General features: G+C 65.3%; 4 protein-coding genes, 1 tRNA gene and 3 rRNA genes. 1 reads left to right on the top strand and 7 read right to left on the bottom strand.

Annotated elements, in window-relative coordinates; all coding sequences use genetic code 11:
* Positions 1–47: 47 nt before the first annotated feature.
* The 3 genes from OG782_RS27930 to OG782_RS27920 form a co-directional block, all read right to left on the bottom strand.
* Complete coding sequence (locus tag OG782_RS27930; RefSeq protein ID WP_406455504.1) at positions 48–2,819, bottom strand: DNA translocase FtsK; 2,772 nt, start codon at positions 2,817–2,819, stop codon at positions 48–50.
* Positions 2,820–3,113: 294 nt separating this feature from the next.
* Positions 3,114–3,797, bottom strand: coding sequence for a two-component system response regulator (locus tag OG782_RS27925; RefSeq protein ID WP_406455502.1), 684 nt, complete (start codon positions 3,795–3,797; stop codon positions 3,114–3,116).
* Positions 3,798–4,042: 245 nt separating this feature from the next.
* A complete protein-coding gene (locus OG782_RS27920) occupies positions 4,043–9,559 on the bottom strand; it encodes a HAMP domain-containing protein (RefSeq protein WP_406455500.1) in 5,517 nt (1,838 codons plus the stop codon).
* A 413-nt stretch (positions 9,560–9,972) separates the two neighbouring features.
* Between OG782_RS27920 and OG782_RS27915 the strand changes: the two genes are divergently transcribed.
* Positions 9,973–12,591 (top strand): SpoIIE family protein phosphatase, encoded by a 2,619-nt coding sequence (locus tag OG782_RS27915; protein WP_406455498.1) that lies wholly within the window; start codon positions 9,973–9,975, stop codon positions 12,589–12,591.
* 63 nt (positions 12,592–12,654) lie between these two features.
* Here OG782_RS27915 and OG782_RS27910 read toward each other — a convergent pair.
* From OG782_RS27910 to OG782_RS27895, 4 genes are all read right to left on the bottom strand, one after another.
* Positions 12,655–12,727 (bottom strand) — tRNA-Thr (locus tag OG782_RS27910).
* A 236-nt stretch (positions 12,728–12,963) separates the two neighbouring features.
* Positions 12,964–13,080 (bottom strand): 5S ribosomal RNA (gene rrf, locus OG782_RS27905).
* Positions 13,081–13,159: 79 nt separating this feature from the next.
* Positions 13,160–16,284 (bottom strand): 23S ribosomal RNA (locus tag OG782_RS27900).
* Positions 16,285–16,582: 298 nt separating this feature from the next.
* Positions 16,583–18,108, bottom strand: a 16S ribosomal RNA gene (locus OG782_RS27895).
* The 16S, 23S and 5S rRNA genes sit together here with 1 tRNA gene alongside, the layout of an rRNA operon.
* Positions 18,109–18,607: the final 499 nt, after the last annotated feature.

Below are 18,607 nucleotides of genomic sequence, written 5' to 3'. Positions count from 1 at the left end.
CCTTCAACTTGACGTACGGCCCGGCGAAACGGTTGCCCGCAAAACCCTTACGAACCGGTTTCCCCACGGATCAGCGCCAACACCCCGTCCAGCTCGTCCGGTTTCACCATGACATCGCGTGCCTTCGAGCCCTCGCTGGGTCCGACGATGCTCCGCGACTCCATGAGGTCCATCAGCCGGCCGGCCTTGGCGAAGCCCACCCGCAGCTTGCGCTGGAGCATCGATGTGGACCCGAACTGAGTGGAAACGACCAGCTCAGCGGCCTGGCAGAGCAGATCCAGGTCGTCGCCGATGTCCTCGTCGATCTCCTTCTTCTGCTTCGTCCCGACCACCACGTCGTCGCGGAAGACCGGCGCCATCTGGTCCTTGCAGTGCTGGACGACCGCCGCGACCTCGTCCTCCGTGACGAAGGCGCCCTGCATACGGGTCGGCTTGTTCGCCCCCATGGGGAGGAACAGTCCGTCACCCTTTCCGATGAGCTTTTCGGCTCCGGGCTGGTCGAGGATGACCCGGCTGTCGGCGAGCGACGAGGTGGCGAAGGCGAGCCTGGAGGGCACGTTCGCCTTGATCAGGCCGGTCACGACATCGACCGAGGGGCGCTGGGTGGCGAGCACCAGATGGATGCCGGCCGCGCGGGCCAATTGGGTGATGCGGACGATCGAGTCCTCGACGTCGCGCGGGGCGACCATCATGAGGTCGGCCAGCTCGTCGACGATCACCAGCAGATACGGGTAGGGCGACAGCTCCCGTTCGCTGCCCTCCGGCGTCTTGAGCTTGCCGGTCCGCACCGCGTGGTTGAAGTCGTCGATGTGCCGGTAGCCGAACGCAGCAAGGTCGTCGTAGCGAAGGTCCATCTCGCGTACGACCCACTGAAGGGCCTCGGCGGCCTTCTTGGGGTTGGTGATGATCGGCGTGATGAGGTGCGGAATGCCCTCGTACGCGGTCAGCTCGACGCGCTTGGGGTCGACCAGCACCATACGGACGTCGTCCGGCGTCGCCCGCACCATCACCGACGTGATCAGGCAGTTGATGCAGGAGGACTTTCCGGAGCCGGTGGCGCCGGCCACCAGGACGTGCGGCATCTTCGCGAGGTTGGCCATCTCGTAGCCGCCCTCGACGTTCTTGCCGAGCGCGACCAGCATGGGGTGGTCGTCCTCCGCCGCGTCCGCGAGCCGCAGTACGTCGCCGAGGTTGACCATCTCCCGGTCGGAGTTGGGGATCTCGATGCCGACCGCGGACTTCCCCGGGATCGGCGAGATGATCCGGACGTCGGGGCTGGCGACCGCGTACGCGATGTTCTTGGCGAGCGCCGTGATCCGCTCGACCTTCACGGCCGGGCCGAGCTCCACCTCGTACCGCGTCACCGTGGGACCACGGGTGAAGCCGGTGACCGCGGCGTCGACCTTGAACTCGGTGAAGACGTTGGTCAGGGACGCGACGATCGCGTCATTGGCGGCGCTGCGGGTCTTGCCGGGTCCGCCGCGCTCCAGCAGATCGAGCGAGGGCAGCGAGTAGGTGATGTCGCCGGAGAGCTGGAGCTGCTCGGCGCGGGCCGGCAGCCCCTGCGACTCCGAGCGGTCGGGAACCGGCTTGGTCAGGTCGGGTACGCCCCCGGCGGGCGGGGAGACCCTCTGCCCCGGCCTCCGGGCCGGCTCCGCCTCCCTGGCGCCCGGCACCGGAGTGCCCGCGCGCTCGCGGTCCACCGAGACGCCCTGGGTGAGGTCGGCGACCAGCGGCGAGGGCGGCATGCCGTTGAGTACGGCTCCGTCGAGCGCGGCGGCGGCCGCGGCGGCGACGTCCACCGCGTCCATGGTGCGGTTCAGCGCGGGCTGCACCGAGGGCCTGCGCGGCCTGCGCCGCTTGGAGAGCGCGTCGGCCTCCGACCGCTCGGGGTCGTACTCGTCGGGCGCCTCGGAACGGCGGGCGGAGGAACGTCGGCCACGGCTGGGCAGCTCTTCGCGCCACTGCTCGTCGTAGCGCTCGTCGTCGTTCTCGTCCTGCGCCTCGGGGTCGTACACCGGGTCGATGATCCCCAGCTTGGAACCGAGCAACCGCAGCCGCTGCGGAATGGCGTTCACCGGGGTCGCCGTGACGACCAGCAGACCGAAGACGGTGAGCAGCAGGAGCAGCGGTACGGCGAGCACCTCGCCCATGGTGAAGATCAGCGGCTTGGACGCGGCCCAGCCGATGAGTCCGCCCGCGTCCTGCATGGCCTCGGTGCCGTCCTCGCGCCCCGGTGCCCCGCAGGCGATGTGGACCTGGCCGAGCACTCCGATGACCAGGGCCGACAGTCCGATGACGATCCGGCCGTTGGCCTCGGGCTTCTCGGGATAGAGAATCAGCCGGACGGCGATGGCGCCCAGCAGTATCGGCACGAGGAGGTCGAGCCGGCCGAAGGCGCCGGTGACGAGCATCTCCACGAGGTCGCCGACCGGGCCGCGCAGATTCGACCAGGTGCCCGCTGCGACGATCAGCGCGAGGCCGAGCAGCAGCAGTGCGACGCCGTCCTTGCGGTGTGCGGGGTCGAGTCCCTTGGCGCCGCGCCCTATGCCGCGGAACATCGCGCCGACCCCGTGGGCCGTGCCGAGCCAGACGGCACGCGCCAGCCGGTACACGCCGCCGGTGGGCGACGGCGCCGGTTTGGGCGCGGCCTTCTTGGCCACTGCCTTCTTGGCGGGCGCCTTCTTCGCGGGCACCATCTTCTTCGCTGCGGTCTTCTTGGCGGGCGCGGTTTTCCTCGCCGGACCCGGGCCACCGCCGACGCGCTTCGCGGTGCCCGCAGTGCCCTGGGAACCCTTGCCGGACGTACGTGAGGCCATGGCGCCGAGGTTACCGGTGTCTGCGGCAGTGAACACGTGCGCGTGCCGGTTCACCCGACCGTGTCGCCGTGCGGCGGCCGGAAACTGACGCGTGCTCACCCGGCCCGAAGCCGGACACGACCGGCACGCGACCGCTGAACGGCCGCGCCCACCGGCCAGTTACCGCTCCCGCCGCCCGAAACGGCCTGACGGGAAGGGCCGGTGCGCTCCGAGGCCGCTCCGCAAAGCAGCGAGACGGAGCGGCGCCACGAAGCCGCGATACCGGCCTGCACTACTGAGCTGCGTCGAACGGCGTTACGAGGGAAGCGCGGCCGGTGCGCCGCCGGTGCCGGGCTCCAGGGCGTCCAGCGCCCGGCGCAACCCGGTCAGCTTCCGTTCGAGGTGCGCGGCGGTGGCCACGGCCGCGGCATCCGCCGACTCGTCGTCGAGCTGCTTGGAGAGCGCTTCGGCCTGCTCCTCGACGGCCGCGAGCCGTGCGGAGAGCTCGGCCAGCAGACCGGCGGGCTCCTTCTCGTGGTTCGCGCCCGCATGCGCATGGCCGCCGCCCTCGAGCTGGAGCCGCAGCAGTGCCGCCTGCTCCCGGAGCTGACAGTTCTTCATGTACAGCTCGACGAAGACCGAGACCTTGGCCCGCAGCACCCACGGGTCGAACGGCTTCGAGATGTAGTCCACCGCGCCGGCCGCATAACCCCGGAAGGTGTGGTGCGGACCGTGGTTGATCGCGGTGAGGAAGATGATCGGGATGTCCCGGGTCCGTTCCCGCCGCTTGATGTGCGCGGCGGTTTCGAAACCGTCCATGCCCGGCATCTGGACGTCCAGCAGAATGACCGCGAAGTCATCCGTGAGCAGCGCTTTGAGCGCTTCCTCCCCTGACGATGCCCGGACCAGTGTCTGATCGAGCGCAGAGAGGATGGCCTCCAGCGCCAGCAGATTCTCCGGCCGGTCATCGACCAGGAGGATCTTGGCCTTCTGCACCATGGCCCGTCCTCCTCGCCCCGGAATTGCACCGGGCGCCGCCCCAGGGGACGACTCCCTTACGCCGTCCGACCTTGTGCCGGTCATGGTAGCCGCACCCCGCCCGTCACCACACCCTGTCACCGCGATGTCACTGTGCACGTACCGCAAACGCGGTGGAAGACCAGAAGGTTCCCCGGAATCGGCGGTCCCACACTCCTTCAGACAGAGTCGATCAGCAAATCATCATCGATTCGCTCAATTGGCGATCACTCTCCGCGCATCCACTGCTCCATAACGGAAAGAAGATGATCGGGATCGACAGGCTTGGTGACATAGTCGGATGCGCCGGAATCGATCGCCTTCTCCCGGTCGCCCTTCATCGCCTTCGCGGTCAGCGCGACGATCGGCAGCCCGGCGAACTGCGGCATCCGGCGGATCGCCGAGGTCGTCGCATAGCCGTCCATCTCCGGCATCATGATGTCCATCAGCACCACCGTCACATCGTCGTGCTGCTCCAGGACTTCGATGCCTTCGCGCCCGTTCTCCGCGTACAGAACCGCCAGTCCGTGCTGCTCCAGCACGCTGGTGAGCGCGAAGACGTTACGGATGTCGTCGTCGACGATCAGCACCTTCTCGCCACTGAACCGGAACGTCCTGCGCACTTCGGGCTCCTCCTGGCCACCGAGTGCCCACGGCTCCGGCGGGGAGGCCTGGGCCGGCGAGGAGGCCGTCCGCGGCGGCAGCGCGGGCTGCTGCTGCGCACCGCCCAGTGCCTTGCGACGGCGCCGGAACAGTCCTGCCGCGCCGCTCTGGTCATGCCCGGACCCCGGCCCGCCCGTGCCCGGGTAGCCCGGGTAGCCCGGGTAGCCCGGGTAGCCCGGGTAGCCCTGGAAGCCCGGTCCCGTCGTCTGTCCCATCCCCTGGCCGGCCTCGGGGATACGTCCGCTCTCGACGGCCGCACCGTGCATCTCGATGGGGCCGGGACCGATCTGCGGGTAGCCCTGCGGCGGGAGTTCGCTCGGGTGCAACGGCAGGTACAGCGTGAACGTCGAGCCCCGGCCGGGCTCGCTGGCCGCATGGATCTCACCGCCCAGCAGGCGTGCGATCTCCCGGCTGATGGACAGGCCCAGGCCCGTACCGCCGTACTTGCGGCTGGTCGTCCCGTCCGCCTGCTTGAACGCCTCGAAGATCACCAGCATCTTGCTGGACGCGATCCCGATACCGGTGTCGGTCACCGAGAACGCGATCAGATCGGCATCGGCGTCACGCAGCGAACCGGCTTCCAGCAGCTGTTCGCGAATGGCGTGCGGCACCTCGGGCCCCGCGTGCCTGATCACCAGCTCGACGGCGCCGCTGTCGGTGAACTTCACCGCGTTGGAGAGCAGATTGCGCAGCACCTGGAGCAGCCGCTGTTCGTCGGTGTGCAGCGTCGCGGGAAGCTCCGGCGACACCCGTACGGAGAAATCCAGCCCCTTTTCCGCGGTGAGCGGCCGGAAGGTCGCCTCCACGTAGTCGACCAGCTGGACCAGTGCGATCCGGGTCGGGCTCACATCCATCTTGCCCGCCTCGACCTTCGACAGATCGAGGATGTCATTGATCAGCTGCAGCAGATCGGAACCGGCCCCATGGATCGTCTCGGCGAATTCCACCTGCTTCGGCGAGAGATTCCCCTCTGCGTTGTCCGCCAGCAGTTTGGCCAGAATGAGCAGTGAGTTGAGCGGCGTCCGCAGCTCGTGCGACATGTTGGCCAGGAACTCGGACTTGTAGCGCATCGAGACGGCGAGCTGCTCGGCACGCTCCTCCAGGACCTGGCGCGCCTCCTCGATCTCGGTGTTCTTGACCTCGATGTCACGGTTCTGCTGGGCCAGCAGCTCGGCCTTCTCCTCCAGTTCGGCGTTGGACGCCTGAAGGGCCTTCTGCCGGTTCTCCAACTCCTGCGACCGGTCGCGCAATTGCTCGGTGAGCTCCTGCGACTGCTCCAGCAGCTTCTCGGTCGTCGTGTTGACGCTGATGGTGTTGACGCTCGTGGCGATCATCTCGGCGAGCTGGTTGAGGAAGTCCCGCTGGATATGGGTGAACGGCTGGAACGAGGCCAGTTCGATCACCCCGAGGACCTTCCCCTCGAAGAGCACCGGCAGCACGATCACATGCGCGGGCGGCGCCTCGCCCAGCCCCGAGGAGATCTTCAGATAGCCCGGCGGAACGTTGTCCACCTGGATCGTCCGCTTCTCCTCGGCAGCCGTGCCGATCAGCGTCTCACCCGGCCGGAAGGAGGTCGGCATGGAGCCGGCGGAGTAGCCGTAGCTGCCCCGCATCCGGAGCTCGTACGCGCCCTCCCGGTCGCCCTCCGCGCCCAGCGCATCGGTGTCGCCGGTCGCCATGGCCAGGAAGAACGCGCCGTGCTGCGCTGAGACGACCGGGGTCAGCTCGCTCATGATCAGCGAGGCGACGTCGTCGAGATCGCGCCGCCCCTGCATCAGACCGGAGATCCGGGCGAGGTTGCCCTTGAGCCAGTCCTGCTCCTTGTTGGTGGCGGTGGTGTCGCGCAGGTTGGCGATCATCGTGTTGATGTTGTCCTGCAAGGCCTGGATCTCGCCGGCCGCGTCCACATCGATCTTGAGATTGAGATCGCCGCGGGTCACCGCGGTGGCGACGGCCGCGATGGCGCGCACCTGACGGGTCAGGTTCCCGGCCATCTCGTTCACCGACTCGGTGAGGTCGCGCCAGGTCCCGTCCACGTCCCGCACCCGCGCCTGGCCGCCCAGCTGCCCCTCCGTGCCCACCTCGCGGGCCACCCTGGTCACCTGATCGGCGAACGACGAGAGCTGATCGACCATCGTGTTGATGGTGTTCTTCAGCTCCAGGATCTCGCCCCGGGCATCGATGTCGATCTTCTTGGTGAGATCGCCCTTGGCGATGGCGGTGGTGACGGTCGCGATCTGGCGCACCTGACCGGTCAGGTTGGACGCCATCGAGTTCACCGACTCGGTCAGGTCCTTCCAGGTACCCGAGACCCCCGGAACGCGCGCCTGACCTCCCAGCTCGCCCTCCGTACCCACCTCGCGGGCCACTCGCGTCACCTCGTCGGCGAACGAGGACAGGGTCGTCACCATCGTGTTGACGGTGTCGGCCAGTTCGGCGACCTCGCCACGCGCCTCGACGGTGACCTTCTTCGTCAGATCGCCGTTGGCCACCGCGGACGAGACCCGGGAGATGTTGCGCACCTGGCTGGTCAGGTTGTTGGCCATCAGGTTGACGTTCTCGCTGAGGTCCTTCCAGATGCCCGTGGCCCCGCGGACCCGGGCCTGGCCGCCGAGGATGCCCTCGGTGCCCACCTCGCGGGCCACCCGCGTCACCTCGTCGCCGAAGTTCATCAGCTGGTCGACCATCGTGTTGACGGTGGTGACCAGTTCGAGGATCTCGCCCTTGGCGTCGACGGTGATCTTCTTGGAGAGATCACCGTTGGCGACCGCGGTGGTGACCTCGGCGATGTTGCGGACCTGAAGGGTCAGGTTGTTCGCCATGCCGTTGACGGACTGGGTGAGGTCCTTCCAGGTACCGGACACACCCTGCACCTCGGCCTGGCCACCGAGGATGCCCTCGGTACCCACCTCGCGGGCCACCCGGGTCACCTGCTCCGCGAAGTTCGAGAGCTGGTCCACCATCGTGTTGAGGGTGTTCTTGAGCTCCAGGATCTCGCCGCGCGCGTCCACGTCGATCTTCTGCGACAGGTCGCCCCGCGCCACCGCCGTGGCGACCTGCGCGATGTTACGGACCTGAGCGGTGAGGTTCCCGGCCATGCCGTTCACCGAATCGGTCAGATCACGCCACACACCGGCCACGCCGGGCACCTGTGCCTGGCCGCCCAGGCGCCCGTCCGTGCCCACTTCACGGGCCACCCGGGTCACCTGCTCGGCGAAGGCGGAGAGCTGGTCGACCATCGTGTTGATGGTGTTCTTCAGCTCCAGGATCTCGCCGCGCGCGTCCACGTCGATCTTCTGCGACAGGTCGCCCCGCGCCACCGCCGTGGTCACCTGGGCGATCTGGCGCACCTGGGAGGTCAGGTTCCCCGCCATGAAGTTGACGGAGTCGGTGAGCTCCTTCCACGTCCCGGAGACGCCGTCGACCCGCGCCTGACCGCCGAGGCGGCCCTCCGTACCCACGTCACGCGCCATCCGCGTCACCTGGTCGGCGAAGGAGGACAGCTGCGCCACCATCGTGTTGACGGTGTTCTTCAGCTCCAGCATCTCGCCCGCGACATCGACGGTGACCTTCTGCGACAGATCACCGTTGGCGACCGCAGTCGTCACCTGGGCGATGTCGCGCACCTGGCCGGTCAGGTTCCGGAACGCCGTGTTCACGGAGTCCGTCAGGTCCTTCCACGTACCCGCAGCGCCGGGCACCTCGGCCTGGCCGCCGAGGCGGCCCTCGACGCCGACCTCCCGGGCCACCCGGGTCACTTCCGAACCGAAGGACTGGAGCTGGTCGACCATCGTGTTGACGGTGTTCTTCAGCTCCAGCATCTCGCCGGCCACATCGACGGTGACCTTCTGCGTCATGTCACCGCTGGCCACGGCCGTCGTCACCTGGGCGATGTCGCGCACCTGGGTCGTCAGGTTGCGGAAGACGGTGTTCACCGAGTCGGTGAGGTCCTTCCACGTGCCCGCGGCGCCCGGCACCTGTGCCTGGCCGCCGAGCACGCCCTCGCCGCCGACCTCGCTGGCCACCCGGGTGACCTCGTCCGCGAAGGTGCGCAGCGTCTCGGTCATCTGGTTGATGGTCTCGGCGAGCTGGGCGACCTCGCCGCGCGCGCTCACCCGGACCTTCTGCGACAGGTCACCGTTGGCGACCGCCGTCGTGACCTCCGCGATGCCGCGCACCTGGGAGGTGAGGTTCCCCGCCATCGTGTTGACGGAGTCGGTGAGGTCCTTCCACACTCCGGCCACACCCGGCACCATCGCCTGCCCGCCGAGCTCACCCTCGGTGCCCACCTCACGGGCCACCCGGGTCACCTCGGAGGAGAACGAGGACAGCTGGTCGACCATCGTGTTCACGGTGTTCTTCAGCTGGGCCATCTCACCGGCCACATGGACGGTGACCTTCCGCGACAGATCCCCCTTGGCGACCGCCGTCGTCACCAGGGCGATGTCGCGCACCTGCGCCGTCAGCCGGAACGCCATGGTGTTCACGGAGTCCGTGAGGTCCTTCCACGACCCGGACATCCCGCGCACCTGGGCCTGACCGCCCAGCTTGCCCTCGGTCCCCACCTCGACCGCGACCCGCGTCACCTGCTCGGTGAACGCCGACAGCTGGTCGACGAGGTTGTTGACCGTACGGGCGACCTTCAGGAACTCACCGCGCAGCGGCCGTACCGTCTCGTCCGCCGTGTGCGAACGGAGCTCCATCCGCTGCTCGAGATCACCGTCGGCCACCGCCGACAGCACCCGCCCGACCTCCGAGACCGGACGCGCGAGATCGTCGACGAGTTCGTTGGAGGCATCGATCGCGGCGGCCCAGGAGCCCTCGCAGGCACCCGTCTCCAGCCGCTCGGTGAGCTTGCCCTCCCGGCCGACCACACGACGCACGCGCGCGAGCTCACCCGTGAGGTGCACATTGCGATCGGCGACCTCGTTGAAGACCGCCGAGAGCTCCGCCATCACGCCGTCGCCGGAGACGGTCACGCGCCTGCGGAAATTCCCGTCCCGCATGGCGACCAGAGCGGCCAGCAGTCTGTTGAGCGCCGCGGCGTCGACTTCTACGGTCCCATTGCGCTGCTTCTTCACGGGCTGTCCGCCTTTAGTGCGCGTACCTGATCCCCGCGCCGCCACGTCAGACTCCACCGTGTCCCTCCCGCAGGGGTTGACCGAATCGCTCGGGCCTTGTCCGAGACCTTGCCCAGAACCTCTATGGCTCACCGCCACAGCCCACCGTCGACGGGTGACCATGCGGACGTCAAATCGTTGAAACGTACCAGGCCGGAACCGGTCGGGGTGGAACCTCCCCCGGTTGTCCCACATCCCTCCATGGGGAAGACCACACTTGTCCGTTCATCAGCCTGTTCCTACCGCTCCTTGCCCGAAGTCGGCCCTCGTGTACCCGGCACACAGAGGGAGCGTCTAGCCTGGCAGGCGAATCGAAGCGGCGAGAAACGGGCACAGGACTCGGGGAAGCGACGAGACACCAAATGGGGAGTGCTGTGATCACGGCGCGCGCGGCTGCCACTTTCGACCCGGTGGGGCGCTCCGTCGCGACGGCCCGCGCCTTTGTCCGGGACACCCTCCAGGGATGGGGATACACCGACGTCGTCGACGACGCCGTCGTCCTCACCAGCGAACTCGTGACCAACGCGGTGGTCCACGCCGGCACCGCCGCCGATGTGCTGTGCCTGCGCACGGAGGACGGCGTCCGGGTCGAGGTCTCCGACCACTATCCGGAACGCGAGATCCCGCTCCAGTCCACCGGTCCCGACTTCGCAGGCCCCGACCGCGAGAGCGGCCGCGGCCTGCTGCTGTGCGCGGCGCTCGCCGCCCGCTGGGGCGTCGAGTACTCCCCCGCGCACAAACACGTCTGGTTCCAGCTCGATCTCCCCGACCGCCCGGTGGGCATCCGCTCCGCCGGCCCGCTGCTCCCCGTCGACCTGCTCCCCGTCACCGACGAGCGGGTCCGGGTCGCCGTCGTCCAGACCGACACCGCGGGCGCCGTCGCGGCATGGAACGACGACGCCGCGTTCCTGTTCGGGCACACGGCGGATCAGGTCACCGGCAAGCAGTTCACCGACTTCACCGCCTGGCCGCAGACCCCCGGCACCAACACGGGCATCGCCGACGCACTTCGCCTCTCCCGCTGGGAGGGCAGCTACGGCATCCGCGGCGCCGACGGCCGCACGATCCCCGTCTACGGCTCGCACCTGCGGGTCCGCGACACACAGGGCGAGCCTTCGACGGTCTGCCTGCTGGTCCGCGACTACGAACGCGCGGTACTCCAGTCACCGGTACGCACCCCGGTCACCGATGCGACCGCCGAGAGCCGCACGACGGACCCCTTCGAGGTCTTCATCGGCTCCCCCGCCCCCGACGACCTCGACGGCCTGCTCCAGCGCACCGTCGAGCGGGCCCGCGACATGCTCGACGCCGACGCGGCGTTCCTGCTGCTGGCGACGGACGACGAGACCGAGCTCGAGGTACGGGCCACGACCGGGCTCCCGTCCGCCCGCCAGCGCTTCGCCCGCGTCCCCGTCGAGGCCGGCACCGGCCGGTACGGCTCCGCGCGCATGCCCGCCGTCCACGAGGACCTGGACGCCGTCCCGGGTGCGGTCCCGCTGCTGGGCAACACCGGTATGCGTTCGGTGGTCACGGTCCCGCTGAAGGTCGAGGGCCGCCTCACGGGCTCCCTGGGCGTCGCGGCCGAGGCCGTCGGCCGGTACTCCAACGAGGAGGCGCTGCGCCTCCAGTTCGCCGCGGACCGCATCGCCCTCGCTGTCGAGTCCGCCCGCCTGGGCGAGCTGGAACGTCTGCGCCGCGGCTCGCTCTCCTTCCTCGTCGAGGCGTCGGACCTGCTGGCCGGCACGCTCGACCGGGACCAGACACTGGCGCTGATGGCCCAGATGACGGTCCCCACCCTGGCGACCTGGTGCGCCGTCTACACGATCGCGGACCAGTCCTCGGACCCGTACCTCTCGTACGTGCTGCACGAGGACGAGGAACGCATCGACGGTCTCAAGGCCCTCCTCTCCAAGATCGCCCCGCCCGAGCCGGTGCCGACACCCGGCGCCCGCGTCTGGTCCGCGCCGTCCGAGGCCGCCCATGAGGCGGCCCTGCGCACTTCGATGCGCAGCATCGGTCTCGGCGACCCCGGGGGCCTCGGCGCCGGCATCCGTACGACGCTCGCCACCGCGGCCGCCGTGGGCGGGGAGACCGTGGTCCTCCCGCTCGTCGCCCGCAACCGGGTCATCGGCATGCTCACGCTCGGCAAACCGTCCGACGACCACTTCCGCCAGGAGATCCTGGAACTGGCCGAGGACCTCTCCCGCCGGGCCGCCCTGGCCCTGGACAACGCCCGCCTGTACTCGGAGCGCATGGCGATCAGCCAGTCCCTCCAGCGCAGCCTGCTGCCGCCCGGTCTGCCGGACGTCCCCAATGTCGAGATCGACGTCATCTACCGGGCGGCCGGTGAGGGCAACGAGGTCGGCGGCGACTTCTACGACGTCTTCCCGATCCGCGACGGCGCCTACGGATTCGCCATCGGCGACGTCTGCGGTACGGGCCCGGAGGCCGCGGCCGTGACCGGCCTGGCCCGGCACGCCCTGCGCCTGCTGGCCCGTGAGGGCTTCTCCGGCCCCGCCGTCCTGGAGCGGCTCAACGCCGCCATCCTCGACGAGGGCGCACGCAGCCGCTTCCTCACCCTCCTCTACGGGGAGTTGTGGCCCCAGGAGGACGGCAGCGCCCTGTTGAAGGTGGTGTGTGCCGGTCACCCGTTGCCGCTGCGCCTGCGGCAGGACGGATCGGTCGAGGCAGCTGCTGAACCGCAGCCGCTGCTGGGTGTCATCGAGGACCTGGATCTGTACGAGCAGACGGTGACCCTGGAGCCGGGCGATGTCCTGCTGTGCGTGACCGACGGTGTCACCGAACGCCGGGAGGGAACCCGCATGCTCGGCGACGACGGCCTGGCGGATGTACTGGCCAACTGCACGGGTCTCACAGCCGGCGCGGTGGCGGGACGGATCCTGCGGGCCGTGGAACGGTTCGCCGCCGAACCCGCCTCGGACGACATGGCCATCCTCGCGATGCGTGTCCCGGAGCCGCAGGCCGCCCCGTAGGGGTTCCCGGACCCGGATACACGAAAGGCCCCCGCCTAGTGGCGGGGGCCTTTCGTCTGTCTGAGCCCCAATGCGGAATCGAACCGCAGACCTTCTCCTTACCATGGAGACGCTCTACCGACTGAGCTATTGGGGCCTTGCTGCCCTGCGGCAACGAGCTAAAGCATACCCTGAACCAGGGGGTGTGCAAAACCGCCTGTCACACCGTCACCGGCCCACCCACCAGGGGCGTTCCGCCGACGCAACGCCCTCCCGGAGCGGCAGCGAACCGCTGCGGCAGCACTCCCGCACGGCGGGCCGGCCGGCAGCTTCGGGCCCGTGAACGCAGAAAAGCCCCGTGCCACAAGGGCACGGGGCTTTTCCACAATGATTGTTCGGCGGCGTCCTACTCTCCCACAGGGTCCCCCCTGCAGTACCATCGGCGCTGAAAGGCTTAGCTTCCGGGTTCGGAATGTAACCGGGCGTTTCCCTAACGCAATGACCACCGAAACACTATGAAATTAACCAACACCGGATAAAAACACGGCCGTTCGTTATTTCAGAACTAACACAGTGGACGCGAGCAACTGAGGACAAGCCCTCGGCCTATTAGTACCAGTCAGCTCCACCCGTTACCGGGCTTCCACATCTGGCCTATCAACCCAGTCGTCTACTGGGAGCCTTAACCCCTCAAGAGGGTGGGAATACTCATCTCGAAGCAGGCTTCCCGCTTAGATGCTTTCAGCGGTTATCCTTTCCGAACGTAGCCAACCAGCCATGCCCTTGGCAGGACAACTGGCACACCAGAGGTTCGTCCGTCCCGGTCCTCTCGTACTAGGGACAGCCCTTCTCAATATTCCTACGCGCACAGCGGATAGGGACCGAACTGTCTCACGACGTTCTAAACCCAGCTCGCGTACCGCTTTAATGGGCGAACAGCCCAACCCTTGGGACCGACTCCAGCCCCAGGATGCGACGAGCCGACATCGAGGTGCCAAACCATCCCGTCGATATGGACTCTTGGGGAAGATCAGCCTGTTATCCCCGGGGTACCTTTTATCCGTTGAGCGACAGCGCTTCCACAAGCCACTGCCGGATCACTAGTCCCGACTTTCGTCCCTGCTCGACCCGTCGGTCTCACAGTCAAGCTCCCTTGTGCACTTACACTCAACACCTGATTGCCAACCAGGCTGAGGGAACCTTTGGGCGCCTCCGTTACTCTTTAGGAGGCAACCGCCCCAGTTAAACTACCCATCAGACACTGTCCCTGATCCGGATCACGGACCCAGGTTAGACATCCAGCACGACCAGAGTGGTATTTCAACGACGACTCCACAACCACTGGCGTGGCCGCTTCAAAGTCTCCCACCTATCCTACACAAGCCGAACCGAACACCAATATCAAACTATAGTAAAGGTCCCGGGGTCTTTCCGTCCTGCTGCGCGAAACGAGCATCTTTACTCGTAGTGCAATTTCACCGGGCCTATGGTTGAGACAGTCGAGAAGTCGTTACGCCATTCGTGCAGGTCGGAACTTACCCGACAAGGAATTTCGCTACCTTAGGATGGTTATAGTTACCACCGCCGTTTACTGGCGCTTAAGTTCTCAGCTTCGCCGACCCGAAAGTCAGCTAACCGGTCCCCTTAACGTTCCAGCACCGGGCAGGCGTCAGTCCGTATACATCGCCTTACGGCTTCGCACGGACCTGTGTTTTTAGTAAACAGTCGCTTCTCGCTGGTCTCTGCGGCCACCCCCAGCTCACCGAGTAAATCGGATCACCAGTGATGGCCCCCCTTCTCCCGAAGTTACGGGGGCATTTTGCCGAGTTCCTTAACCATAGTTCACCCGAACGCCTCGGTATTCTCTACCTGACCACCTGAGTCGGTTTAGGGTACGGGCCGCCATGAAACTCGCTAGAGGCTTTTCTCGACAGCATAGGATCATCCACTTCACCACAATCGGCTCGGCATCAGGTCTCAGCCTTAATGTGTGACGGATTTACCTACCACACGGCCTACACCCTTACCCCGGGACTACCACCGCCCGGGCTGGACTACCTTCCTGCGTCACCCCATCGCTTACCTACTACAAGTCTGGTTCATCGGCTCCACCACTACCCTCAACTCCGAAGAGATCGGGCCGGCTTCACGGACTTAGCATCGCCTGATTCAGTACTGGGCGTTTCAAAGCGGGTACCGGAATATCAACCGGTTGTCCATCGACTACGCCTGTCGGCCTCGCCTTAGGTCCCGACTTACCCTGGGCAGATCAGCTTGACCCAGGAACCCTTAGTCAATCGGCGCACACGTTTCTCACGTGTGTATCGCTACTCATGCCTGCATTCTCACTCGTGAACCGTCCACAACTCGCTTCCGCGGCTGCTTCACCCGGCACACGACGCTCCCCTACCCATCCCAGCCCCCGTTGGGGGTACATGCTGGAATGACACGACTTCGGCGGTACGCTTGAGCCCCGCTACATTGTCGGCGCGGAATCACTTGACCAGTGAGCTATTACGCACTCTTTCAAGGGTGGCTGCTTCTAAGCCAACCTCCTGGTTGTCTCTGCGACTCCACATCCTTTCCCACTTAGCGTACGCTTAGGGGCCTTAGTCGATGCTCTGGGCTGTTTCCCTCTCGACCATGGAGCTTATCCCCCACAGTCTCACTGCCGTGCTCTCACTTACCGGCATTCGGAGTTTGGCTAAGGTCAGTAACCCGGTAGGGCCCATCGCCTATCCAGTGCTCTACCTCCGGCAAGAAACACACGACGCTGCACCTAAATGCATTTCGGGGAGAACCAGCTATCACGGAGTTTGATTGGCCTTTCACCCCTAACCACAGGTCATCCCCCAGGTTTTCAACCCTGGTGGGTTCGGTCCTCCACGAAGTCTTACCTCCGCTTCAACCTGCCCATGGCTAGATCACTCCGCTTCGGGTCTTGAGCGCGCTACTAAATCGCCCTATTCGGACTCGCTTTCGCTACGGCTTCCCCACACGGGTTAACCTCGCAACACACCGCAAACTCGCAGGCTCATTCTTCAAAAGGCACGCAGTCACGACGCACCGAGTAAACTCGATGCGCGACGCTCCCACGGCTTGTAGGCACACGGTTTCAGGTACTATTTCACTCCGCTCCCGCGGTACTTTTCACCATTCCCTCACGGTACTATCCGCTATCGGTCACTAGGGAATATTTAGGCTTAACGGGTGGTCCCGCCAGATTCACACGGGATTTCTCGGGCCCCGTGCTACTTGGGTGTCTCTTAAACGAGCCGTTGATGTTTCAGCTACGGGGGTCTTACCCTCTACGCCGGACCTTTCGCATGTCCTTCGCCTACATCAACGGTTTCTGACTCGTCTCATGGCCGGCAGACCATGAAAAAGAGATCCCACAACCCCGCATGCGCAACCCCTGCCGGGTATCACACGCATACGGTTTGGCCTGATCCAGTTTCGCTCGCCACTACTCCCGGAATCACGGTTGTTTTCTCTTCCTGAGGGTACTGAGATGTTTCACTTCCCCTCGTTCCCTCCACACTGCCTATGTGTTCAGCAGCGGGTGACAGCCCATGACGACTGCCGGGTTTCCCCATTCGGAAACCCCCGGATCAAAGCTTGGTTGACAGCTCCCCGGGGACTATCGTGGCCTCCCACGTCCTTCATCGGTTCCTAGTGCCAAGGCATCCACCGTGCGCCCTTAAAAACTTGGCCACAGATGCTCGCGTCCACTGTGCAGTTCTCAAACAACGACCAGCCACCCGTCACACACCACTTACGCGGTGCTTCACCGGGGCCGGTAACCGAAGGACGACCTTTACGGCCGTACCTTCAGATACCCAACAGCGTGCCCGACCCGACCGATCACTTCCCACATTCCACGCCGAAGCAGTACTAGTGAAAAACAACCTGTCGTGCCGAATAGTCAACGTTCCACCCATGAGCTAACCACCGCCGAACATTTGCCGGCGTAGTGGCTCTGGATTCCTTGCGGAATCTAGATGCTCCTTAGAAAGGAGGTGATCCAGCCGCACCTTCCGGTACGGCTACCTTGTTACGACTTCGTCCCAATCGCCAGTCCCACCTTCGACAGCTCCCTCCCACAAGGGGTTGGGCCACCGGCTTCGGGTGTTACCGACTTTCGTGACGTGACGGGCGGTGTGTACAAGGCCCGGGAACGTATTCACCGCAGCAATGCTGATCTGCGATTACTAGCAACTCCGACTTCATGGGGTCGAGTTGCAGACCCCAATCCGAACTGAGACCGGCTTTTTGAGATTCGCTCCGCCTCGCGGCATCGCAGCTCATTGTACCGGCCATTGTAGCACGTGTGCAGCCCAAGACATAAGGGGCATGATGACTTGACGTCGTCCCCACCTTCCTCCGAGTTGACCCCGGCAGTCTCCTGTGAGTCCCCATCACCCCGAAGGGCATGCTGGCAACACAGAACAAGGGTTGCGCTCGTTGCGGGACTTAACCCAACATCTCACGACACGAGCTGACGACAGCCATGCACCACCTGTATACCGACCACAAGGGGGGCACCATCTCTGATGCTTTCCGGTATATGTCAAGCCTTGGTAAGGTTCTTCGCGTTGCGTCGAATTAAGCCACATGCTCCGCTGCTTGTGCGGGCCCCCGTCAATTCCTTTGAGTTTTAGCCTTGCGGCCGTACTCCCCAGGCGGGGAACTTAATGCGTTAGCTGCGGCACCGACGACGTGGAATGTCGCCAACACCTAGTTCCCAACGTTTACGGCGTGGACTACCAGGGTATCTAATCCTGTTCGCTCCCCACGCTTTCGCTCCTCAGCGTCAGTAATGGCCCAGAGATCCGCCTTCGCCACCGGTGTTCCTCCTGATATCTGCGCATTTCACCGCTACACCAGGAATTCCGATCTCCCCTACCACACTCTAGCCTGCCCGTATCGACTGCAGACCCGGGGTTAAGCCCCGGGCTTTCACAACCGACGCAACAAGCCGCCTACGAGCTCTTTACGCCCAATAATTCCGGACAACGCTTGCGCCCTACGTATTACCGCGGCTGCTGGCACGTAGTTAGCCGGCGCTTCTTCTGCAGGTACCGTCACTTTCGCTTCTTCCCTGCTGAAAGAGGTTTACAACCCGAAGGCCGTCATCCCTCACGCGGCGTCGCTGCATCAGGCTTTCGCCCATTGTGCAATATTCCCCACTGCTGCCTCCCGTAGGAGTCTGGGCCGTGTCTCAGTCCCAGTGTGGCCGGTCGCCCTCTCAGGCCGGCTACCCGTCGTCGCCTTGGTAGGCCATTACCCCACCAACTAGCTGATAGGCCGCGGGCTCATCCTTCACCGCCGGAGCTTTTAACCATCCCCCATGAGAGGGAAAGTGTTATCCGGTATTAGACCCCGTTTCCAGGGCTTGTCCCAGAGTGAAGGGCAGATTGCCCACGTGTTACTCACCCGTTCGCCACTAATCCACCCCGAAGGGCTTCATCGTTCGACTTGCATGTGTTAAGCACGCCGCCAGCGTTCGTCCTGAGCCAGGATCAAACTCTCCGTGAATGTTTTCCCGTAATCGGGTAGACACCACGAGAGCGGAACGACCATGTCGGAATATGACCGGTCGTCCACTGAATCCTCGCTGTGTGCATTGCCTACCAGGCCAGTGGCCTCGTAGGACTTTCAAAGGAACCTCGAACCTGCCGAAGCAGGTCGGGGTATCAACGTATCTGGCGTTGACTTTTGGCACGCTGTTGAGTTCTCAAGGAACGGACGCTTCCTTTGTACTCACCCTCAGAACATTCTCTGGGGCTTTCCTCCGGGCGCTTCCCTTCGGTCTTGCGTTTCCGACTCTATCAGACTCTTTCGTGTCCGATTCCCGGTCGAAGCGGGTTTCGCTTTCCAGTTCTTCGCTTTCGCGTTTCCCTTTCCGGCGGTTCCAACCTTACCAGACTCATTTCGTTCCGTTTCCGGTTCGAATTTGAATTCCGGTGGCCGTTGAAGTGGCCTTGCCTTTCGGCTGCACCGACTTTATCAGAAGTTCTGAGTCGGAATTTCCAGC

The sequence above is a fragment of the Streptomyces sp. NBC_00876 genome (assembly GCF_045207435.1).
GTDB lineage: Bacteria > Actinomycetota > Actinomycetes > Streptomycetales > Streptomycetaceae > Streptomyces.
The sequence above is the reverse complement of the archived record's forward strand: the minus strand, read 5'-3'. Positions and strand labels throughout refer to the sequence as shown.